The organism is Trichococcus patagoniensis (assembly GCF_003051085.1).
In the GTDB taxonomy this organism is placed as follows: Bacteria; Bacillota; Bacilli; order Lactobacillales; family Aerococcaceae; genus Trichococcus; species Trichococcus patagoniensis.
The window spans coordinates 168,919-185,127 of sequence record NZ_QAOM01000004.1 but is presented as its reverse complement, the minus strand read 5'-3'; the positions used below and the strand labels follow the sequence as shown (position 1 = coordinate 185,127).

At 48.7% G+C, this 16,209-nt stretch carries 18 protein-coding genes and 1 riboswitch; of the genes, 14 read left to right on the top strand and 4 right to left on the bottom strand.

Annotation, left to right across the window (positions count from 1 at the left end; translation table 11 throughout):
- Positions 1-217: 217 nt before the first annotated feature.
- Positions 218-472 (bottom strand): type II toxin-antitoxin system Phd/YefM family antitoxin, encoded by a 255-nt coding sequence (locus tag C8U37_RS03960; RefSeq protein ID WP_108031972.1) that lies wholly within the window; start codon positions 470-472, stop codon positions 218-220.
- A gap of 441 nt (positions 473-913) precedes the next feature.
- Between C8U37_RS03960 and C8U37_RS03955 the strand changes: the two genes are divergently transcribed.
- The 11 genes from C8U37_RS03955 to C8U37_RS03905 all read left to right on the top strand — a co-directional run bounded on the left by C8U37_RS03955 (position 914) and on the right by C8U37_RS03905 (position 10,714).
- Positions 914-1,717 (top strand): sorbitol-6-phosphate dehydrogenase subunit, encoded by an 804-nt coding sequence (locus C8U37_RS03955; RefSeq protein WP_086630049.1) that lies wholly within the window; start codon positions 914-916, stop codon positions 1,715-1,717.
- 15 nt (positions 1,718-1,732) lie between these two features.
- The gene (locus C8U37_RS03950; protein ID WP_108031971.1) at positions 1,733-3,613 is read left to right on the top strand and encodes a BglG family transcription antiterminator; all 1,881 of its coding nucleotides are present in this window, start codon (positions 1,733-1,735) and stop codon (positions 3,611-3,613) included.
- Positions 3,614-4,066: a transcriptional regulator GutM gene (locus tag C8U37_RS03945; RefSeq protein ID WP_108031970.1), complete on the top strand. Its 453-nt coding sequence runs from the start codon at positions 3,614-3,616 to the stop codon at positions 4,064-4,066. It abuts the gene before it with no gap.
- A 40-nt stretch (positions 4,067-4,106) separates the two neighbouring features.
- A complete protein-coding gene (gene srlA / locus C8U37_RS03940) occupies positions 4,107-4,655 on the top strand; it encodes a PTS glucitol/sorbitol transporter subunit IIC (protein WP_068561270.1) in 549 nt (182 codons plus the stop codon).
- 63 nt (positions 4,656-4,718) lie between these two features.
- The gene (gene srlE / locus C8U37_RS03935) at positions 4,719-5,711 is read left to right on the top strand and encodes a PTS glucitol/sorbitol transporter subunit IIB (protein WP_108031969.1); all 993 of its coding nucleotides are present in this window, start codon (positions 4,719-4,721) and stop codon (positions 5,709-5,711) included.
- Positions 5,712-5,750: 39 nt separating this feature from the next.
- Positions 5,751-6,119: a PTS glucitol/sorbitol transporter subunit IIA gene (locus C8U37_RS03930; protein ID WP_086630045.1), complete on the top strand. Its 369-nt coding sequence runs from the start codon at positions 5,751-5,753 to the stop codon at positions 6,117-6,119.
- Between the two features lie 6 nt (positions 6,120-6,125).
- On the top strand, positions 6,126-6,788 hold the full coding sequence (locus C8U37_RS03925) for a transaldolase family protein (protein ID WP_108031968.1): 663 nt from the start codon (positions 6,126-6,128) through the stop codon (positions 6,786-6,788).
- Between the two features lie 96 nt (positions 6,789-6,884).
- Positions 6,885-7,011: riboswitch (TPP riboswitch) on the top strand.
- A gap of 145 nt (positions 7,012-7,156) precedes the next feature.
- Positions 7,157-7,831, top strand: coding sequence for a thiaminase II (tenA, locus tag C8U37_RS03920; RefSeq protein ID WP_108031967.1), 675 nt, complete (start codon positions 7,157-7,159; stop codon positions 7,829-7,831).
- A 35-nt stretch (positions 7,832-7,866) separates the two neighbouring features.
- Positions 7,867-8,445: an ECF transporter S component gene (locus tag C8U37_RS03915; protein ID WP_108031966.1), complete on the top strand. Its 579-nt coding sequence runs from the start codon at positions 7,867-7,869 to the stop codon at positions 8,443-8,445.
- Between the two features lie 14 nt (positions 8,446-8,459).
- The gene (locus C8U37_RS03910; protein ID WP_108031965.1) at positions 8,460-9,947 is read left to right on the top strand and encodes an ABC transporter ATP-binding protein; all 1,488 of its coding nucleotides are present in this window, start codon (positions 8,460-8,462) and stop codon (positions 9,945-9,947) included.
- Positions 9,944-10,714, top strand: coding sequence for an energy-coupling factor transporter transmembrane component T family protein (locus C8U37_RS03905; RefSeq protein WP_108031964.1), 771 nt, complete (start codon positions 9,944-9,946; stop codon positions 10,712-10,714). The genes C8U37_RS03910 and C8U37_RS03905 overlap by 4 nt, the downstream gene beginning before the upstream one ends.
- Positions 10,715-11,032: 318 nt before the next feature.
- Here the strand turns inward: C8U37_RS03905 and C8U37_RS03900 are convergent, their stop codons facing one another.
- Complete coding sequence (locus C8U37_RS03900; RefSeq protein WP_108031963.1) at positions 11,033-11,398, bottom strand: hypothetical protein; 366 nt, start codon at positions 11,396-11,398, stop codon at positions 11,033-11,035.
- 165 nt (positions 11,399-11,563) lie between these two features.
- Here C8U37_RS03900 and C8U37_RS03895 point away from each other — a divergent pair, with 165 nt between their 5' ends.
- Both C8U37_RS03895 and C8U37_RS03890 read left to right on the top strand, forming a co-directional pair.
- Positions 11,564-12,265, top strand: coding sequence for a response regulator transcription factor (locus C8U37_RS03895; RefSeq protein ID WP_108031962.1), 702 nt, complete (start codon positions 11,564-11,566; stop codon positions 12,263-12,265).
- A complete protein-coding gene (locus tag C8U37_RS03890; RefSeq protein ID WP_108031961.1) occupies positions 12,255-13,793 on the top strand; it encodes a sensor histidine kinase in 1,539 nt (512 codons plus the stop codon). Before C8U37_RS03895 ends, C8U37_RS03890 begins: the two co-directional genes overlap by 11 nt.
- 48 nt (positions 13,794-13,841) lie before the next feature.
- Here C8U37_RS03890 and C8U37_RS03885 read toward each other — a convergent pair whose 3' ends face one another.
- Entirely contained in the window at positions 13,842-14,414 is a 573-nt protein-coding gene (locus C8U37_RS03885) for a GNAT family N-acetyltransferase (protein WP_170100182.1), read from the bottom strand.
- A gap of 137 nt (positions 14,415-14,551) precedes the next feature.
- Between C8U37_RS03885 and C8U37_RS03880 the strand changes: the two genes are divergently transcribed.
- Positions 14,552-15,124, top strand: a complete 573-nt coding sequence (locus C8U37_RS03880) for a P-loop NTPase family protein (RefSeq protein ID WP_211306118.1) — start codon at positions 14,552-14,554, stop codon at positions 15,122-15,124.
- Between the two features lie 25 nt (positions 15,125-15,149).
- Here the strand turns inward: C8U37_RS03880 and C8U37_RS03875 are convergent, their stop codons facing one another.
- Entirely contained in the window at positions 15,150-15,962 is an 813-nt protein-coding gene (locus tag C8U37_RS03875) for an AraC family transcriptional regulator (RefSeq protein WP_170100181.1), read from the bottom strand.
- Positions 15,963-16,209: the final 247 nt, after the last annotated feature.

Sequence of the window (16,209 nt, the reverse complement as noted above, 5' to 3'; positions counted from 1 at the left end):
CGTCCCCCGGAGGACACCGGAAACATTCAGCCGCAGCTCCGACGAAGCTTTCCTCATCGGAGAACGCAAAAAAATATATGCGGAACTCCGGCGAGTCCTCCGTTCACCGGAGGAACCGGTGAAGTGCCCGCTAACCTTATACTGAGTGAGGGATCAAACAAAAATAGACTGTCTCAGCAAGACAGTCCTCTGTCATTCATATTTGAGGTTGCTATTTTTACAGAGTATCCCAATCGATATCCTCCAGAGCAACGAATTCGTTCTCATGCTTACGTTCGCGGATGCTGTCAGTTGCTCCAGAAGGTCGAAGGTACAAGGTTTCTTGGATAGCATCCCAATCTTTTTTGCTGACCATAACCGCTTCACTTTCTTCCTTTTTTCCTGATATATAGACGGGTTCATGGGATTCGTTGACATCTTTCAATAATTGATAAAAGATTTTTCGAGCTTGGCTAGGGTTGACCATCCGCATTGAGTTTTCCTCCTTTAAGTTGCTTACATCATTGTAGCGTACTTGATTTGGTTCGTCGAAGGGGACGTATGAAATAGTTTGCATTGCTGATAAGTCGAAGAATTTCTAGTTTCCTTGCTATTTTTTTCAATTTCACAGGTCCGATTAGTTCAAAGATAATAGCACTGCAGCGAAGGGATGGTTGCACTAATTCGGTATTTTAATTGAAAAAATTTTTGCTGCTCCTGAAACCGCAAGCGTAAAACATCAGTTTTTCCCAATGATGGCGCGCTTTTTCCTGAATCGGACCCACATCATTATGTTAACCCCTCTCCCACCAAATTCCAGCAGTTGAATTAGTTCAAAAACCGGACACCTTTTCCGGTCCGAGGTCTGTATTAATTTATTTTTTATTTGGTCTATACTCTGGAATATAGAGATTGAAAGGGGATACAAAAAATTATGGCAAACAACTGGTTGGAATTAGACGGAAAAACGGTTATCGTTACAGGAGGAAATTCAGGCATCGGATTACACATCGCGGATCACTTGAAAGAACAAGGCGCAAACGTCGTTGTAGCGGATTTAAGTGTTGAAACGGGAACAAGTGTTTATGGTAAACTGAATGTGAAGACAGATGTGACTTCCATCGAGAGTATCGAGGCAATGGTCGAAAAAGCTGTTGAGAAATTTGGCAAGATCGATGTCTTGGTCAATAATGCAGGCATGAACTTGCCGCGTTTATTGGTGGATGTCTACAGTGACGAAAGAAACTACGAAATCGATGAAGCCTCATTCGACAAAATGACAGCAGTCAATCAAAAAGGAATGGTATTCACTACCCAAGCCGTCGTCAGAAACATGCTGAAGAACAAAGTGGAAGGCACAATCATCAATATCTCTTCCGAGTCCGGCATGGAAGGTTCGGTCGGTCAAAGCATCTATTCAGCAACTAAAGGCGCTACAAATTCTTACACGCGGTCATGGGCAAAAGAACTTGGGAAATTTGGCATCAAAGTCGTCGGTATCGCACCGGGGATCAACGAAAAAACAGGATTGACAACTCCTGCCTACAATGAAGCATTGGCTTACACAAGAAACATACCGGTTGAGCAATTGGACACAGGGTATGAAAAGAGCATTCCACTGGGGCGCGTCGGAAAATTGGATGAAATCGGCTACTTGGTTGCATTCTTATCTTCCAACAAATCCGCTTATATCACTGGTACAACAATCAACATTACAGGCGGGAAATCTAGAGGATAGTATGGGGGCATTTACATGTCAACGGCAAGCGATAGAGAAGTTTTGCTGAGAAGTTTACTTTCAAATCAAGACACAGATTTTCAAAGTCTCGAGGAAGCATCGGGAAAAAACAGCTATCAGATCAAAACGATCATTTCGGAATTGAACGATGTCTACAAGGGGTTCTTAACAATCCGGCACACGGAGGAATCGCAAGTAGCCATCGTCAGAAAGGAGGGGGTGAACATATTCAACACACTTCGTTACAACATCCATCAGGACTTCAATAAAGTAGAATGCAGAGTCGCTTATCTGTTATACCGCTTGATCTGCACAGAAGAGTATCTGAATATCGGAGACCTCTCCGAAGAAATGAGCGTAAGCAGGAGCACTGTGAATAACGACCTTAAAAAGCTGAAGCTGCTTTTGGAGAAATACAATGCGAAAGTCGTCGGAATTCCGAACAAAGGCATCACCTTCCAGTGCAGTGAATTCGGCACCCGCCTGGTTCTCATCTATGAAGTCTTCGAGCTGCTGCAGATGACCTTTCTGCCGGACCAAGAAATTCAGGGGGCACTTGACGGACTAGGCCAAGCCTACAAGTTGGATGAGCAGGCAAAAGAACTGCTTTATAAGGCTTTGGCTGTAAGCGTTCACAGAGTAGCGCAGGGACATACGATCGATTCCGAGATCCCGATGTACAAAAACTTCGAAGCGGATTCGGCAAACATCATCGCCTATATCCAACTGTTGCAAAAGAAATTTTCGGTTTCATTGAATGACCATGAAATTGCTTTTCTCTCTTTTCCGATCAACACAAGGAACTCCGCTTACGTAAAAGGAACGGAGAATACCGAAAACGAAGAGGTTTTGAGACAAGTCGTTTCCAGCATGCTGCAGACGGTACGCGATCAGGTCATGATCGAGATCGATGAAGAAGCCTTCTTCAATAAAGTCAAATATCATCTGCTTTTCTTGATTAACAGGCTCGTCTTCCGGATTCCGAATACGGATCTGTATCTGGAACAGATCAAACTCAAGTATCCTTTGGCTTTCGAGTTGGCGAAGATTTCGCTTTCCGAACTGAATCGGTTGTACCAATTGAGCGCCAGCGCGGATGACATCAGCTATCTGGCTGTGTATTACGCACTGATGCTGGACGAAAGGCAAGCGAACGATTCCAAAGGGAAAAGTACAAAGGATGTCGGCATCATCACTAATCTTGGAAGAGGGAGTTTTGAGCTGATCAGCAGGCAGATCAAAGAAATAGTCGGAAATGAGATGAATATCGTTCACCTGAACACCGACAGTCTGCCGAAAGAAAAATTGAAGCGATTCCGACTGCTGTTCACAACCGAAGAGATCTCCGTGGATACCGAAGTCCCTGTCATCAAGATCGACAGATTGGTCAGCCCGGATGATTTGGCCCAAAAGATCTATGCGGTGGAGAAAGATCAATATAACATCAAATACCTGACGAATGAGAACATCAGTTATCACCTCATCAATCTGAAAGGTCAAATGGGTTACTTTGATTATTTGGAAGAAATCATGTCCTACCTTTCCAGAAGATATCGTCTGTCCGAGGATATCCTGGACCGGTTCGTGGAAAAAGAAGAACGACATACGATGATTTACGAAAATAAGGTAGCTTTCCCGCATTTGACCGACCCCAACATCAATAAGTTGGTGTTTGTCCTGGGAAACATCACGATGGCCAACCGCAATGATGCTTTTTCCTTGATGTTATTTCTGGTGACACCCGAGAACATTTCTGAGCAGCAAGAAAGAATATTGATGCAAGTGTATGATTTTGTCTTTAAGGTCATCAATGATCCCACTTTGATCAATGATTTGAAAAAAGTGGATGATGTACAAGGGTTGATTGAGATGCTGGAGAAAAGAGGTACAAAATAGATGAATAATATGCTTGCATTAGGTATTCTGGTTGTCGGCGCTTTTTTGATCCAAAGCGCATTGGGTTTTTTTCAGATCAAACATTTCGGCACTGAATACAACGAATTGAAGGCGGACGGCAGAGTTGCGATAGGCAAACGGGCAGGGAAACTGACTTCCGGAACGATCATCATGTTCCAACTGGATGCGGAAGGCGTCATCGTCAGAGGCAAAAAGCTTCAGGGGACAACAATCTTGGCCAGGTTCAAACCATACAACAATTTCAACGGCAGACTGATCGAAGCCATCAAAGCGGAGGATCCGGATGTGCTGTCGGAAATAAAGATCACGCGCAAAACCATCATGAATGCGGTCACTAATTACCGGATGTTCATCAACGGAGAAATCATTCCGGAGAAAGAATCGCCATTTAAGGAACTGACCAAAAAAATTACAAACATTAAGTTCGGGTAAATCGTGTAAGAAATAATACATATAATAAGGAGTGTTAAATATGGACTTTCTAGTTAAAGGTGCAGAAAGCTTTATCGGATTATTTCAATTAGGTGCAAATACATTTATGAGCTGGATGACCGGCATCGTCCCAATCGTCTTGATGCTGATGGTATTCATGAACGTCGTGATTAAACTGATCGGTGAGGAAAAAATCAATGGCCTCGCACAACGCTTCTCCAAGTATTCCTTGGTCAGAAACTGTATTTTGCCTTTCTTGGCAGCCTTCATGTTGGGGAATCCCGCATCATTCACCTTAGGAAGATTTTTGCCAGAATTCTACAAGCCAAGTTTCTACGCGGCACTTGCGCAATACAACCACACGAGTAACGGTCTTTTCCCACATATCAATGCAGGTGAATTGTTCGTATTCCTGGGAATTGCTTCAGGCGTTGAAACGTTAGGCTTGAGCACCACACCACTGGCTATCCGCTATCTGCTTGTCGGGCTTGTGATGAATGCTGTAGGCGCATACGTAACCGACTTCACAACTGCTTATGTCTGCAAAAAGTCCGGCATCCAATTGAGCAAAACCGCGAAAGTTCAATAATAAAGACGAAGCAAATGTTGCATATAACAGACCGAATGCATGAGAATGAGAGGGGTATTCATTATGACAAAATATAACAGCATCAAAATTGAAAAAGGTTCCGGCGGCTGGGGCGGACCACTGATCATCACACCAACAGAACAAAAACATAAATTCATCTACATCGTCGGCGGAGGGGAAAAACCTGCCATTGTCGACAGAATCGCTGAACTTACAGGGATGGAAGCTATAAATGGATTCAAAACATCCATTCCGGATGATGAAACGGCGCTGGCTATCATCGACTGCGGCGGCACTTTGAGATGCGGCATCTATCCTCAAAAAGGGATCCCGACAATCAACGTCGTTGCCACCGGCAAATCCGGTCCTTTGGCTAAATACATTAACGAAGAAATCTATGTTTCGAGCGTTGGCCTGAATCAAATCCAAGTCACTGGCGAGACGGCAAATGTAGCAGCTGCAGAACCAGTAGTTGAAGAGAAAGTCGCTTACACTACAGACAAAAAGCTGACGCAACAAAACGCAGAAAAAGGCAGCATAGTAGCAAAAATCGGTTTGGCTGCAGGTAAAGGGATTGCCATCATGCTGCAATCAGCCCGTGAAGCGGTGCAGACAGTCTTGCAGACAATCATCCCGTTCATGGCATTTGTAGCGATGCTGATCGGTATCATCCAAGGCAGCGGCATCGGCAATATGTTCGCTAAACTGATGATTCCGTTGGCAGGCAATGTCTGGGGCTTGATGGTCATCGGGTTCATCTGCTCCTTGCCTATCCTTTCTCCGCTATTGGGACCTGGTGCTGTAATCGCACAAGTAATCGGAACCTTGATCGGTGTCGAAATCGGCAAAGGCAATATCGAACCAAGCTTAGCATTACCGGCTTTGTTCGCCATCAATACACAAAATGCTTGCGATTTCATCCCAGTCGGGTTAGGCTTGCAGGAAGCAGAAGCTAAAACAGTAGAAGTCGGCGTGCCATCCGTTCTTTACTCTCGATTCCTGAACGGTGTGCCCCGCGTATTCGTCGCTTGGTTAGCAAGCTTCGGATTGTATTAAGAAAATAAAAAAACTAATAATCGGAAAAGGTGAAGAAAAATGTCAATTTATTCAACGGTAGTCACAGAAATCGGACCTAATGCTAAGGAGTTTTTAGCTGAAGATATGATGGTATTGTTCGGAGACGATGCTCCAGAAGCATTGCGTCCTTATTGCTTCCTGATCGAACAAAATGCACTGGAGCAGGATATTCAACTAGGACACGCGTTGGTTATCGGCGACGATAGTTATCGCGTCACAGCCGTAGGTAATGTGGTCAACAAAAACCTCAGGGATCTGGGGCACATCACCATCAACTTCAGCGGAGAAACAGTCGCTGAATTGGCAGGCTCGCTGTATGTTGAAAACAAAACAGTGAACGAAATCGCGGAAGGCACCATCATCAAAATCACTGAAACTGTGGGGTAGTAGCATATGTACATAGATTCGAACGACATCAAAGCAATCGGAAGTTTTTTGAAAAGCGGATTTCTGAAAGGAGTCACCACCAACCCGACGATTTTGTCGACCGGTTCCGGCAGTCGCTTCAAACAATTACAAGATTTATTGGCTTTGGAGCCGACGGAACTTTTTGTGCAATTGCTGGGTACGACTTCTGAAGAAATGTTTGCCGATTATGAAGCAATCAAGACATTTGATGCAAATCACCGACTTTCGATAAAGATTCCCGTGACACAAGCAGGCTTGGAAACAATCAACAAAGTGAAAAAGGATGATCCGGAAAGAGCGATCCTGGGTACACTGATCTACTCTGCAGATCAGGGGATCCTGGCCGCCACCGCAGGATGCGATTATCTGGCACCTTATGTGAACAGGATGCTGAACAATGCGATCGATCCATTCAAAGCGATCCGTTCCATGCGGACATTCATCGATGCTAGAGGATACAAGACCAAAATCATGGCAGCGAGCTTCAAAAATTCCCAACAAGTCATCGATTCCTTGGAGTCGGGCGCCCATACCGCCACAATCCCTCCGGATGTCCTGAACAGTATGCTGAACAAGGATTTGGCATTGCAGGCACTGCAGGTTTTTGAAGCGGATGGACAAGCGTTGTTGGCTGCATATGGTGAATAACAACAAGATACGCTAAGGTTTTGTGCAACGGTTCAAGTTGACTTCCGGAAAAATTATGATACGATTAGAATAACAACAAATGAACTGAATATTCTTTTTAACCACTAGGGGTGCTTTACCGGCGGATGACTGTCCGCCAAAAAGCTGAGATCGAAGTAGGACTTCGAGACCCTTAGAACCTGATCTGGTTTGTACCAGCGTAGGGAAGTGGCAGCCTCTTTTGGCTAAGTAAGTCCCTATCATATAAGGAACATACAACCACTTTTTTCCGTTGGGAAGAGAGTGGTTTTTTTGTTTGAAAAAATAAGAGCGGCCGGCAGGATCGATCGGGATCTGGCGGAGCGCTCACAGCTTATGGAGGGACAGCAATGACATTTTCAGCACAAATCCGCCAAGCGGTCGAACCGATCTGGGCAGCCAGTATGGAGCATCCGTTTGTGAAAGGGATCGGGGACGGAACCTTGCCTTTGGAAAATTTTCGTTTCTATATCCAGCAGGATTCCTATTACCTGACGCGCTTCGCCAAAATTTTGGCCCTTGGTGCGGCCAAAGCACCGGACATCGAGACGACCAACCAGTTCGCCGATTTTGCGAAGCACACGTACAGCGCCGAAATCGGGTTGCATGAACAATTTTCGAAAAGGCTGGGCATCACTGCGGAAGAAAGAGCACTCTTCAAACCCGCACCGACCGCTTATGCCTACACTTCCCATCTTTATCAGGCCGGCCACTCGGGGCATTTGGGGGATGTCATCGCCGCGGTCCTGCCCTGCTACTGGCTCTACGCTGAAATCGGGGATACCTTCCAGGACGCAGCACCGGAGGAACCGATCTATCAGGAATGGATCGCTACCTATGGCGGGAAGGATTTTCAGGACCGGGTGGATGAACAGATCGCTCATCTGGATAAAATCGCCGCAGCTGTGAGCGAAGCGGACCGCGAAAGGATGAAAGAGCATTTCATCATCAGCAGCCAGTACGAATACGCTTTTTGGGAAATGGCCTACCAGATGGAGACATGGCCGGTACCGTTGGAGAAATAAGAGACCAAATAAAACACAAAGAGGAGACAGAATAAATGAAAAAAGAATTGAAGCTTACAGATATTTTGGTGACAATCGTCATCGCCATCGCATTCGGGATCGTCTACATCCTATGGGGGACAGTGTATTACGCAGTCCAGCCGTTGGGTCTGCATCTTGATCAGCTGCTGTACGGCATGTGGTTCATCGCCGGTACCGTCGCCTATTTCATCATCCGCAAGCCCGGTGTGGCACTGTTGGCGGAAATCGCTGCGGCTTCGGGCGAATTCCTTTTGGGATCGCCTTGGGGTCTGACGGTTTTGCTTTCCGGTGTGGTGCAGGGATTGTTTGCGGAATTGGTGTTCATGGCTTTCCGCTACAAACGTTTTGACCTGAAGGTTGCCGCTTTGGCGGCTTCGGCATCCTGTGTGGGCTCGCTGTTGGTGGATGCTTTGAACGGGCAGATTGCGGAGCTGGCTCCTTGGAACTTGGCGCTTTACTTATTGGCCCGTTTTGCCGGCTCGATTTTCTTTGCCGGTGTGCTGGCCTACTACTTGGCGGAAGTTTTGGAGGATACCGGCGTGACGAACCTTGTCCGCCCGCTTACGACTGAAGATTTCACGGATATGGATTAAGGAGGACGGCGGAAATGGAGCAGCAAATCTATGTCGAGAAGCTGAAATTGAAATTTCCCGGTGATGCCGAGTTGTTGTTCCGAGACTTGACCTTTTCGGTGGCCCCGGGCGAAAAAGTGCTGCTTTTGGGACCGTCCGGCTGCGGGAAATCCACGCTTCTGCAAGTGTTGAGCGGGCTGATTCCGCAATCGATCGAAGTCCCGGTGAAGGCCGACAAAATCGCGACGCCGGCTTCCTGGGGTTACGTTTTCCAGGATCCGGACAGCCAGTTCTGCATGCCGTATGTCGACGAGGAACTCGCTTTCGTGCTCGAGAATCTGGCGGTTCCGCGCGAGGAAATGGCTGCCAGAATAGACTTTGCGCTCCAACAGGTGGGGTTGGAACTGGCTGACAACCACATCCCGATCGCAAGCCTTTCCGGCGGGATGAAGCAGCGGCTGGCGATCGCCTCGGTGCTGCTTTTGGATCCCGAAGTGCTCTTTTTGGATGAACCATCGGCCATGCTGGATCCGGAAGGAACGAAGGCGATCTGGGAAGTTCTGCAGCAAGTCTGCAGGGACAAAACGGTCGTCATTGTGGAACACAAGATCGATCATGTGCTGGCGTTGGCCGAACGCCTTGTTTTGTTCGATGCATCCGGCCGCATCATCGCCGATGGGCCGAACGAAGCAATCTTCTCGGCCTACAAGGATGAAATGAAAGAGCAAGGCATCTGGTTCCCGGGCGTATGGGAACGTCAGCTGGAAGAGTCGCCGCTGCAAAGAGGGGAGGCGTTCCTTGAAAGGCAAAATCCATTGTTGGAGCTGCGGGATTTCAAAGGCTTCCGCAACGGGGAAACCAAAATCGAAGGAACCGAATTGGCGGCCTGTCCTGGTGAATGGGTCATCATCCAAGGCCAAAACGGAGCCGGCAAAAGCACTTTCCTCCATGCCGTCATGCAGTTCATCAAAACAAGCGGCCGCTGCGAACTGGAGGGAAAGCCGATCAAAAAAGTGAAGAAATTGGCTGAAAGGGTGGCTTTCGTTTTCCAGAATCCGGAGTACCAGTTCGTGGCGAACACGGTTTATGAGGAGATGGCCTATTCGCTCCGTTTGGACGGGAAGGCAGAGCTGGAAATCGGGCGGCTAGTGGAGGAACATCTGGAGCTTTTCCAGTTGAGCGGACACAGGGACAAAAATCCCTTCCAGCTTTCAATGGGGCAAAAACGGCGGTTGAGCGTAGCGGCGACGATCATCCAGGGCCAGCGTTTGATCCTTTTGGACGAACCGACTTTCGGGCTGGATTCCAAAAACACCTTCGCTTTGCTGGGTTTTTTGGAGAGCTACCGCAAAAAGGGCGCTGCGATCCTGATGGTGACGCACGATGAAGTGCTCGCCCGGCATTACGGGACAGCTTTTTGGACAGTTGCCGAAGGAGAAATCCGCGACATGACCGCTTCTGTTGCCGACGCGCAGGCGGAGTTGTGCGCTGATCTGCGCTTGGAAGGGGGGCTGTGCGGATGAAGGAATGGGAACTGGCCAAAGAAACCTGGCTCCACCGCGTCAATCCCAGCCTGAAATTGGGTATGGCGTTGCTGGTCTGCATCGTTGTGTTGTTTGTCCGCAATCTTGAGATGATGGCATTCATCGGAATCGGGCTGTTGCTCCTTTTCCTGCTGTTCACGGGACAACCGCTGAAGCGGATCTTGTTGCTGTTGATTCCGTTCTGCGCGATTTTCGTGTCGACCGCTTCCGCCATGATCCTGTTCGGGAACGGGCAGACGCTTTGGTTCGAATGGGGATTGATCCGCATCACCGAAGAAAGTTTCTTACGGGGCATGCTGATCGGCTTGCGTGCGTTTGTCTTTGCCGTCTTGGGTCTGACCTTTGCATTGACGACCCGACCGGTCAATTTATTTTATTCGCTGATGCAGCAGCTGCGGCTGGATCCGAAATACGCCTACAGTTTCATGGCTGCGCTGCGCTTGATCCCGATCATGACAGATGAGTTCGATACGATCCGCAATGCCCGCAAGGTGCGCGGCGGCGAAAGCGCGAGGGGACTGCGGGGCATCCTCTTCAAGATGAAAGTCTACACAATCCCGCTCTTGTCCGGCAGCATCCGGCGTGCGCATCGCATCGCCGTGGCTATGGAAGCGAAACGTTTTTCCGGCAAGGAGAGCCGGACCTACTATTACGATTTCGGATTTTCCGGAAATGACGTCCTTTTCCTTGCTTATATGCTGCTGTTGGTGGTCATGGGCTATTGGACAAAGCGTTGGATCGGTTGAAGAACCTAGATACTTGGGGAATAGGGTCTATCATATGAAATCTTGTCGGATAACCGGGAAAAATCCGACAACCAGAGCGCGGCCACGCCGTAGGATGTCGGATAACCGGGAAAAATCCGACAACCAGAGCGCGGCCTTGCCGTAGGATGTCGGATAACCGAGAAGAATCCGACAACCAGAGCGCGGTCTTGCCGTAGGATGTCGGATAACCGGGAAGAATCCGACAAGAGCAACGCTTTCTCCTTTCAAAACAAAAAAACAGCAGTGGGTGCCTCTCGATTCGAGGCACCCACTGCTGTTTTTGGTTATAAAGGACTGTTATTCGGCTTGGCAAGATTGATCGCGGACGCCATTCTGGCCGTCGTTGTCAGTGGCGTCCGTTTCGGCCGCACCGTATTGGTTGCCGTCACCGTCTGCTTCGCCGGTGGCATTTTGCTTGTTCTCCTGCTTGGCTTGCGTACCAGTTCCGTCGCACGTTCCGCTTTTCTCGCGGGCGCGCTTCATGGTTGCCTCTTCGTTGCCTTGTTTTTTTGCGCCTTCATTTGTGCATTCGCCTGACTTGATTTGCTCCTGAGTGGCTGTTCCGTTCTGGGCTGCTGAGTCGCTTGCTGCCAGTACTGGTGCGGCACCTCCGACAAATAAGCCTGCAACGGATAGGATAGTCATGATTCTTGTCTTGTTCATTTTTGTTTCCCCCTGGAATGTTTTTTGTTTTTCTTGCTTGACCTAAGAATAATCAAAAAGTATGGCAGAAGCGTGTTTTTTACGGCACATTTGTATGGTATTATCGGGGTGACAACATAATCTCGCCATATTTTTCCAGTATGATTTCCACGAGGAGTGATTACGATGGTAAAGCTATTGATAGCGGATGACAATAAACAGATCACAGCCATCCTGAAGGAGTATGCAGAGAAGGATGGGTACGAAACGGCCGTCGCCTATGACGGCGAGCAGGCGCTGCAGGCGTTCGGGAAAGGCAAATTCGATCTGATCTTGCTGGATGTGATGATGCCGAAAAAGGACGGTTTCGAAGTGTGCCGGGAAATCCGGAAAGCTTCTTCGGTGCCGATCATCATGGTGACGGCGCGGGGGGAAGACTTTGAGCGGATCATGGGCTTGGATATCGGAGCGGACGATTACATCGTCAAGCCGTTTTCGCCGGGCGAAGTGATGGCGCGCGTCCGGGCAATTCTGAGGCGATTGGACCAGACGCCCGAGAACGAGAGCCACCACAAACTCTACATCCATGAAGATCTGGAGATCCGGTTGGATGAGTTCATCGTAAAAATCGCTGGGCATCAGGTCCATCTGACGAAAAAAGAGATCGAGCTGCTATGGATCTTGGCGACGAACCGGAACAAGGTGTTCAGCCGCGACAACTTATTGGACAGCGTCTGGGGCTACGATTATTTCGGCGATAACCGCACGGTCGATTCGCACATCAAACGGCTGCGGGCAAAAATCTACCAGATCCCCCATCCGGCCTGGGACATCAAAACGGTGTGGGGCGTTGGTTATAAATTTGAGGTAGAAGCTGATGAAGTATAAAATAACCCGCAAACTGGTCCTTTATTTCACTGCCGTCATCCTGCTGTTTTCCTTGGTTGTCGGCGGGGCCTTCCTGCTGTTGTTCACCCGGCATACCGAAGAGATCTATCGGGCGGATATGCAGGAGCGGGCCGAGGCAATCGCGGCCGGTGTCGCGGATTATCTGGAGAGCGGAAGTTCCAGTTTTGAGGAGGCAGTGGTCATTACTACTGGAAATGTTTCCGCAAAACAAGCGGGAAATTCCCAGCTCGCACAAAGCGGCGCAACGGGGACAACCGGCCACAGCACGATGAGTGGATACAACACCTACATCACCGCCATCCAGGATATCGCGATGGGCGAGGTGTGGATCGTCGACCAATCCGCAGAGACAATCAGTGTCGGGACCGGCAAAAAAGAGATCACTTATGCGGAACTACCGGGCGCCGCGCTCGCGCTTGTCGATGAGGTATTCGAGGGGGACGTCGCCTTCAGCGAAGGCTTCAGCCCTTTGTTGGAGGATGCCTCCATCACGGTCGGGGCGCCGGTGCTTTCCGAGGAAGGCGAGGTCATTGCGGCGGTCCTTTTGCACGGTTATGTCGCAAATATGCAGACTGCCGTGCGGTCGGGATTTTCGACTTTGGGTATCAGCTTGGCTTTGGCTTTGATCGCTGCAGTCAGCATCGCGGTCCTGTTGGCGAAACGCTTCATCGAGCCGCTGAAAAGGATGGAAGAAACGACGCAGCAGTTGGCGGACAACCATTACGAAGCCCAAACGGGGATCATCCAGAATGATGAAATGGGTTCGCTTGCTGCCAACATCGATATTCTGGCGGATAAGCTGGCGGAAGCCGCGCAAGAAAGCGCCAAACTCGACAAAATGCGCAAGGACTTCATCACGAGCATTTCCCACGAATTGCGCACACCGGTCACGGTCATCCGCGGTTCATTGGAAGCACTGAACGATCATGTGGTCGAGGATCCCGCCAAAATCGATGAATACCACCAACAAATGCTGACCGAAAGCATCCATCTGGAGCGGATGATCAATGATTTGCTGGAACTGTCGCGGCTGCAGAACCCGGACTACCACATGGAGATGACTTCTCTGAATTTTGTGGACGTTGTGGAGAACGCCATCCGCTCCGTCCGCTACATCGCAAGGGAAAAAGGGATCACGCTGACTTTCGCGAAAGAGCCGCTAGCGTTCATGCTGATGGGGGACTATACCCGGCTGCGGCAGATGCTGCTGGCCGTGATGGAGAATGCCGTCAAATTTTCATCCGAAAAGGGCGAAATCCGGGTCAGCTTGACCGCATCAGATGCTGGCTACCGCTTGAGCATCAGCGATGACGGGCCGGGGATCCCGGAAAAGGACCAACCGTACATCTTCGAAAAGTTCTTCAAATCGAATGAGGAAACCAACAAGCAAGGCACCGGCTTGGGCTTGGCGGTCGCCAAGCAGATAGCCGACCGCCACGGCATCGCTTTGTCGGTAGAAAGCACTCCGGGAAAAGGCTCCACCTTCATTTTTGACCTGAAACAATAAAAAAACTCAGCTGCAGCGATAAACGCTGCGGCTGAGTTTTTTTGTTTGTCAGGAGGTTTCTCTGAATTTCCATTGCATATGGTCATAGACATGGCCGCTCAAAATCCGCTCGGAAACGGTACGGAAGCCGACTTTTTCATAGAGTTTTTTTGCCTGCAGATTGTCCTTTTCGCAATTCAGGCCGATGACGGTTTCGCCGGCGACCGAGGCGAGTGTCGGCAGTGCCTGCAGCAATTGGTGGGCGACGCCTTTTCCGCGCGCTGACTGCTTCGTCACGATGGAATCCAGATACCATTCTCCGGCAAACGTTTCGCTGTCGGGGAAAAGTCTGGGCGCTGTGACGCGCATTTCCTTAAAAGCGGTTCGGAGTGCGGCATCGATGATGGGTTCAGTTGCTCCCGGATAGCCGAAGCAGCAGCCGAGGATTTCGTCTGCCTCTTCGTAGACAAGGCCGTTGCGGTAGCTGAACCGGTAGACGTCCTCGTGCATGGCCCGGACCACCGCGGCTTTCAGCACATCCGGATCCAACAGATCCAGCAGCGGCAATTCCATATCCACAAAGATTTCGTGAATCAGGTCATACAGTTCCGGGCAATCCTCTTTTCGCGCTTTGCGTATCATCCACATCGTTCCTTCCGTTATTTTTGATTCCAGTATACCATTAGTTGCGGGGGCGTATCAGTTACTGTCCGTAGCTTTTGCGCTGTGGTAAACTGTTTCGGTAGAAGCGAGCGTCTCGTCCAAAAGGGGGAATCGGTTTGGAAAAGTTTAAGGGTAGCGGGAGTGAGCGAATTGGCAAGCGGATCGTCGTCATCGGCTGCAGTGGGTCCGGGAAGTCGACCTTTTCACGAAAATTGCACCATTTAACGGGTAATCCATTGTATCATCTCGATAAACTATTTTGGCTGCCGGATTGGGAACTGCGCTCCGCCGAGGAACAGGACCGGATCCAAAAAGAACGGATCAAAGAAGACAAATGGATCATCGACGGCAACTATCAACGGACGCTTCCGATCAGGCTAGGACGGGCCGATACGGTTATCTTTTTCGACTACCCAAGAAGAGTGTGCCTTTACCGCGCGTTGAAACGGGTCCTTTTGAACCGCAAGCGTACCCGTTCCGATATGGGGGAAGGCTGCCCGGAGCGCTTCGATTGGGAATTCATGAAATTCATCTGGAACTTCAATAAAAACAACCGCCCGGGCTTGGTCGCCTTGCTGGGGCAGGTGCCGGACGGTATTGTGATCCATCATTTCCGCAGACCGCGCGAGGCGGCAGACTGTTTGTGGGCATTGGGTGAACAAGTGGAACAAAAAGAAGAAGCCGCATAAGCAACGGCTTCTTCTTTTTGTTGTATTATTGGTTTCCTTGACGACGGTACTGTGAAGGCGTGCAGTTCGACAATTCCCGGAATGTTTTTGAGAAGTGTGACGGTGACTGGAAGCCGACCAAGTGGGCAATATCGGCGATTGCGATATTGGTGTTGCGCAACATTTTTTGCGCTTCATCGATACGGATATGGATCAAGTAGTCGATCGGCGACATGCCGACTTCCTGTTTGAAGATCCGGATCAAGTAGAATTTGTTGATGTGGACCAGATCCACCAAGTCATCCAACGTGATGTTCTTGTGGTAGTTCACTTTCATGTAATTCTTTACCGTTTGGATTTCTTTGTGGTTCTTCTTGTTCAGTGAGTTGCGGATCGAGAATTCTTCCAGACGCAACAAGTGGATCAGGATGATCTCGACGAAGCGTTTGCTGACCTCTTCGTAGCCTTGGTTGCGTGTGCTCATTTCATCCAGCAATAAATTCAGGAAAGTTGCGGTTTCTTTTTCACCGTCGTTGTGGCGGTAATAAGAGAAATCGCTTTCTGCGTCCCCGATTTTTGAGAACTCCAGACCGTGGATGCCGACTTCGATGATTTCTGCTGCTTTATCTCCTGTCAGGTCCCAATAATACTCTACATTTGGATTCAATAAGATCAACTGATCTTTTGAAAGCTTTTCCGTCGTTTCTTTCATGATTAAAGAAACATCCCCAGATGTAACGTAGAAAAGTTTAACATAAGGGAATTTTTGGTAGTTTGTAGGTTGGGCCGATGTGATTGTATTCTTTTCGGCGAGTACAATCTTCAAGGAGAGGTTTTTTATGTTGGACATGGTATACATATTTATCCTCCTGACGTAATCTATCTGATAGCAATGGTTCGACAATTTGAAAATTAATTGACTCAAATTCCATATCATCCGAACGAGCCAATAACAATAATAATATACTATTTTTTTAGTTTGTCTAGTATATTTTATAAAAATATAAAAATTTAATCCTTGTCATAAAAAGGCTTATTTGTAATATGTCTGTAATTAAATCTGACATGTACAAACTGTGGGCTAATGATGATAAGTTTGTTGCAGA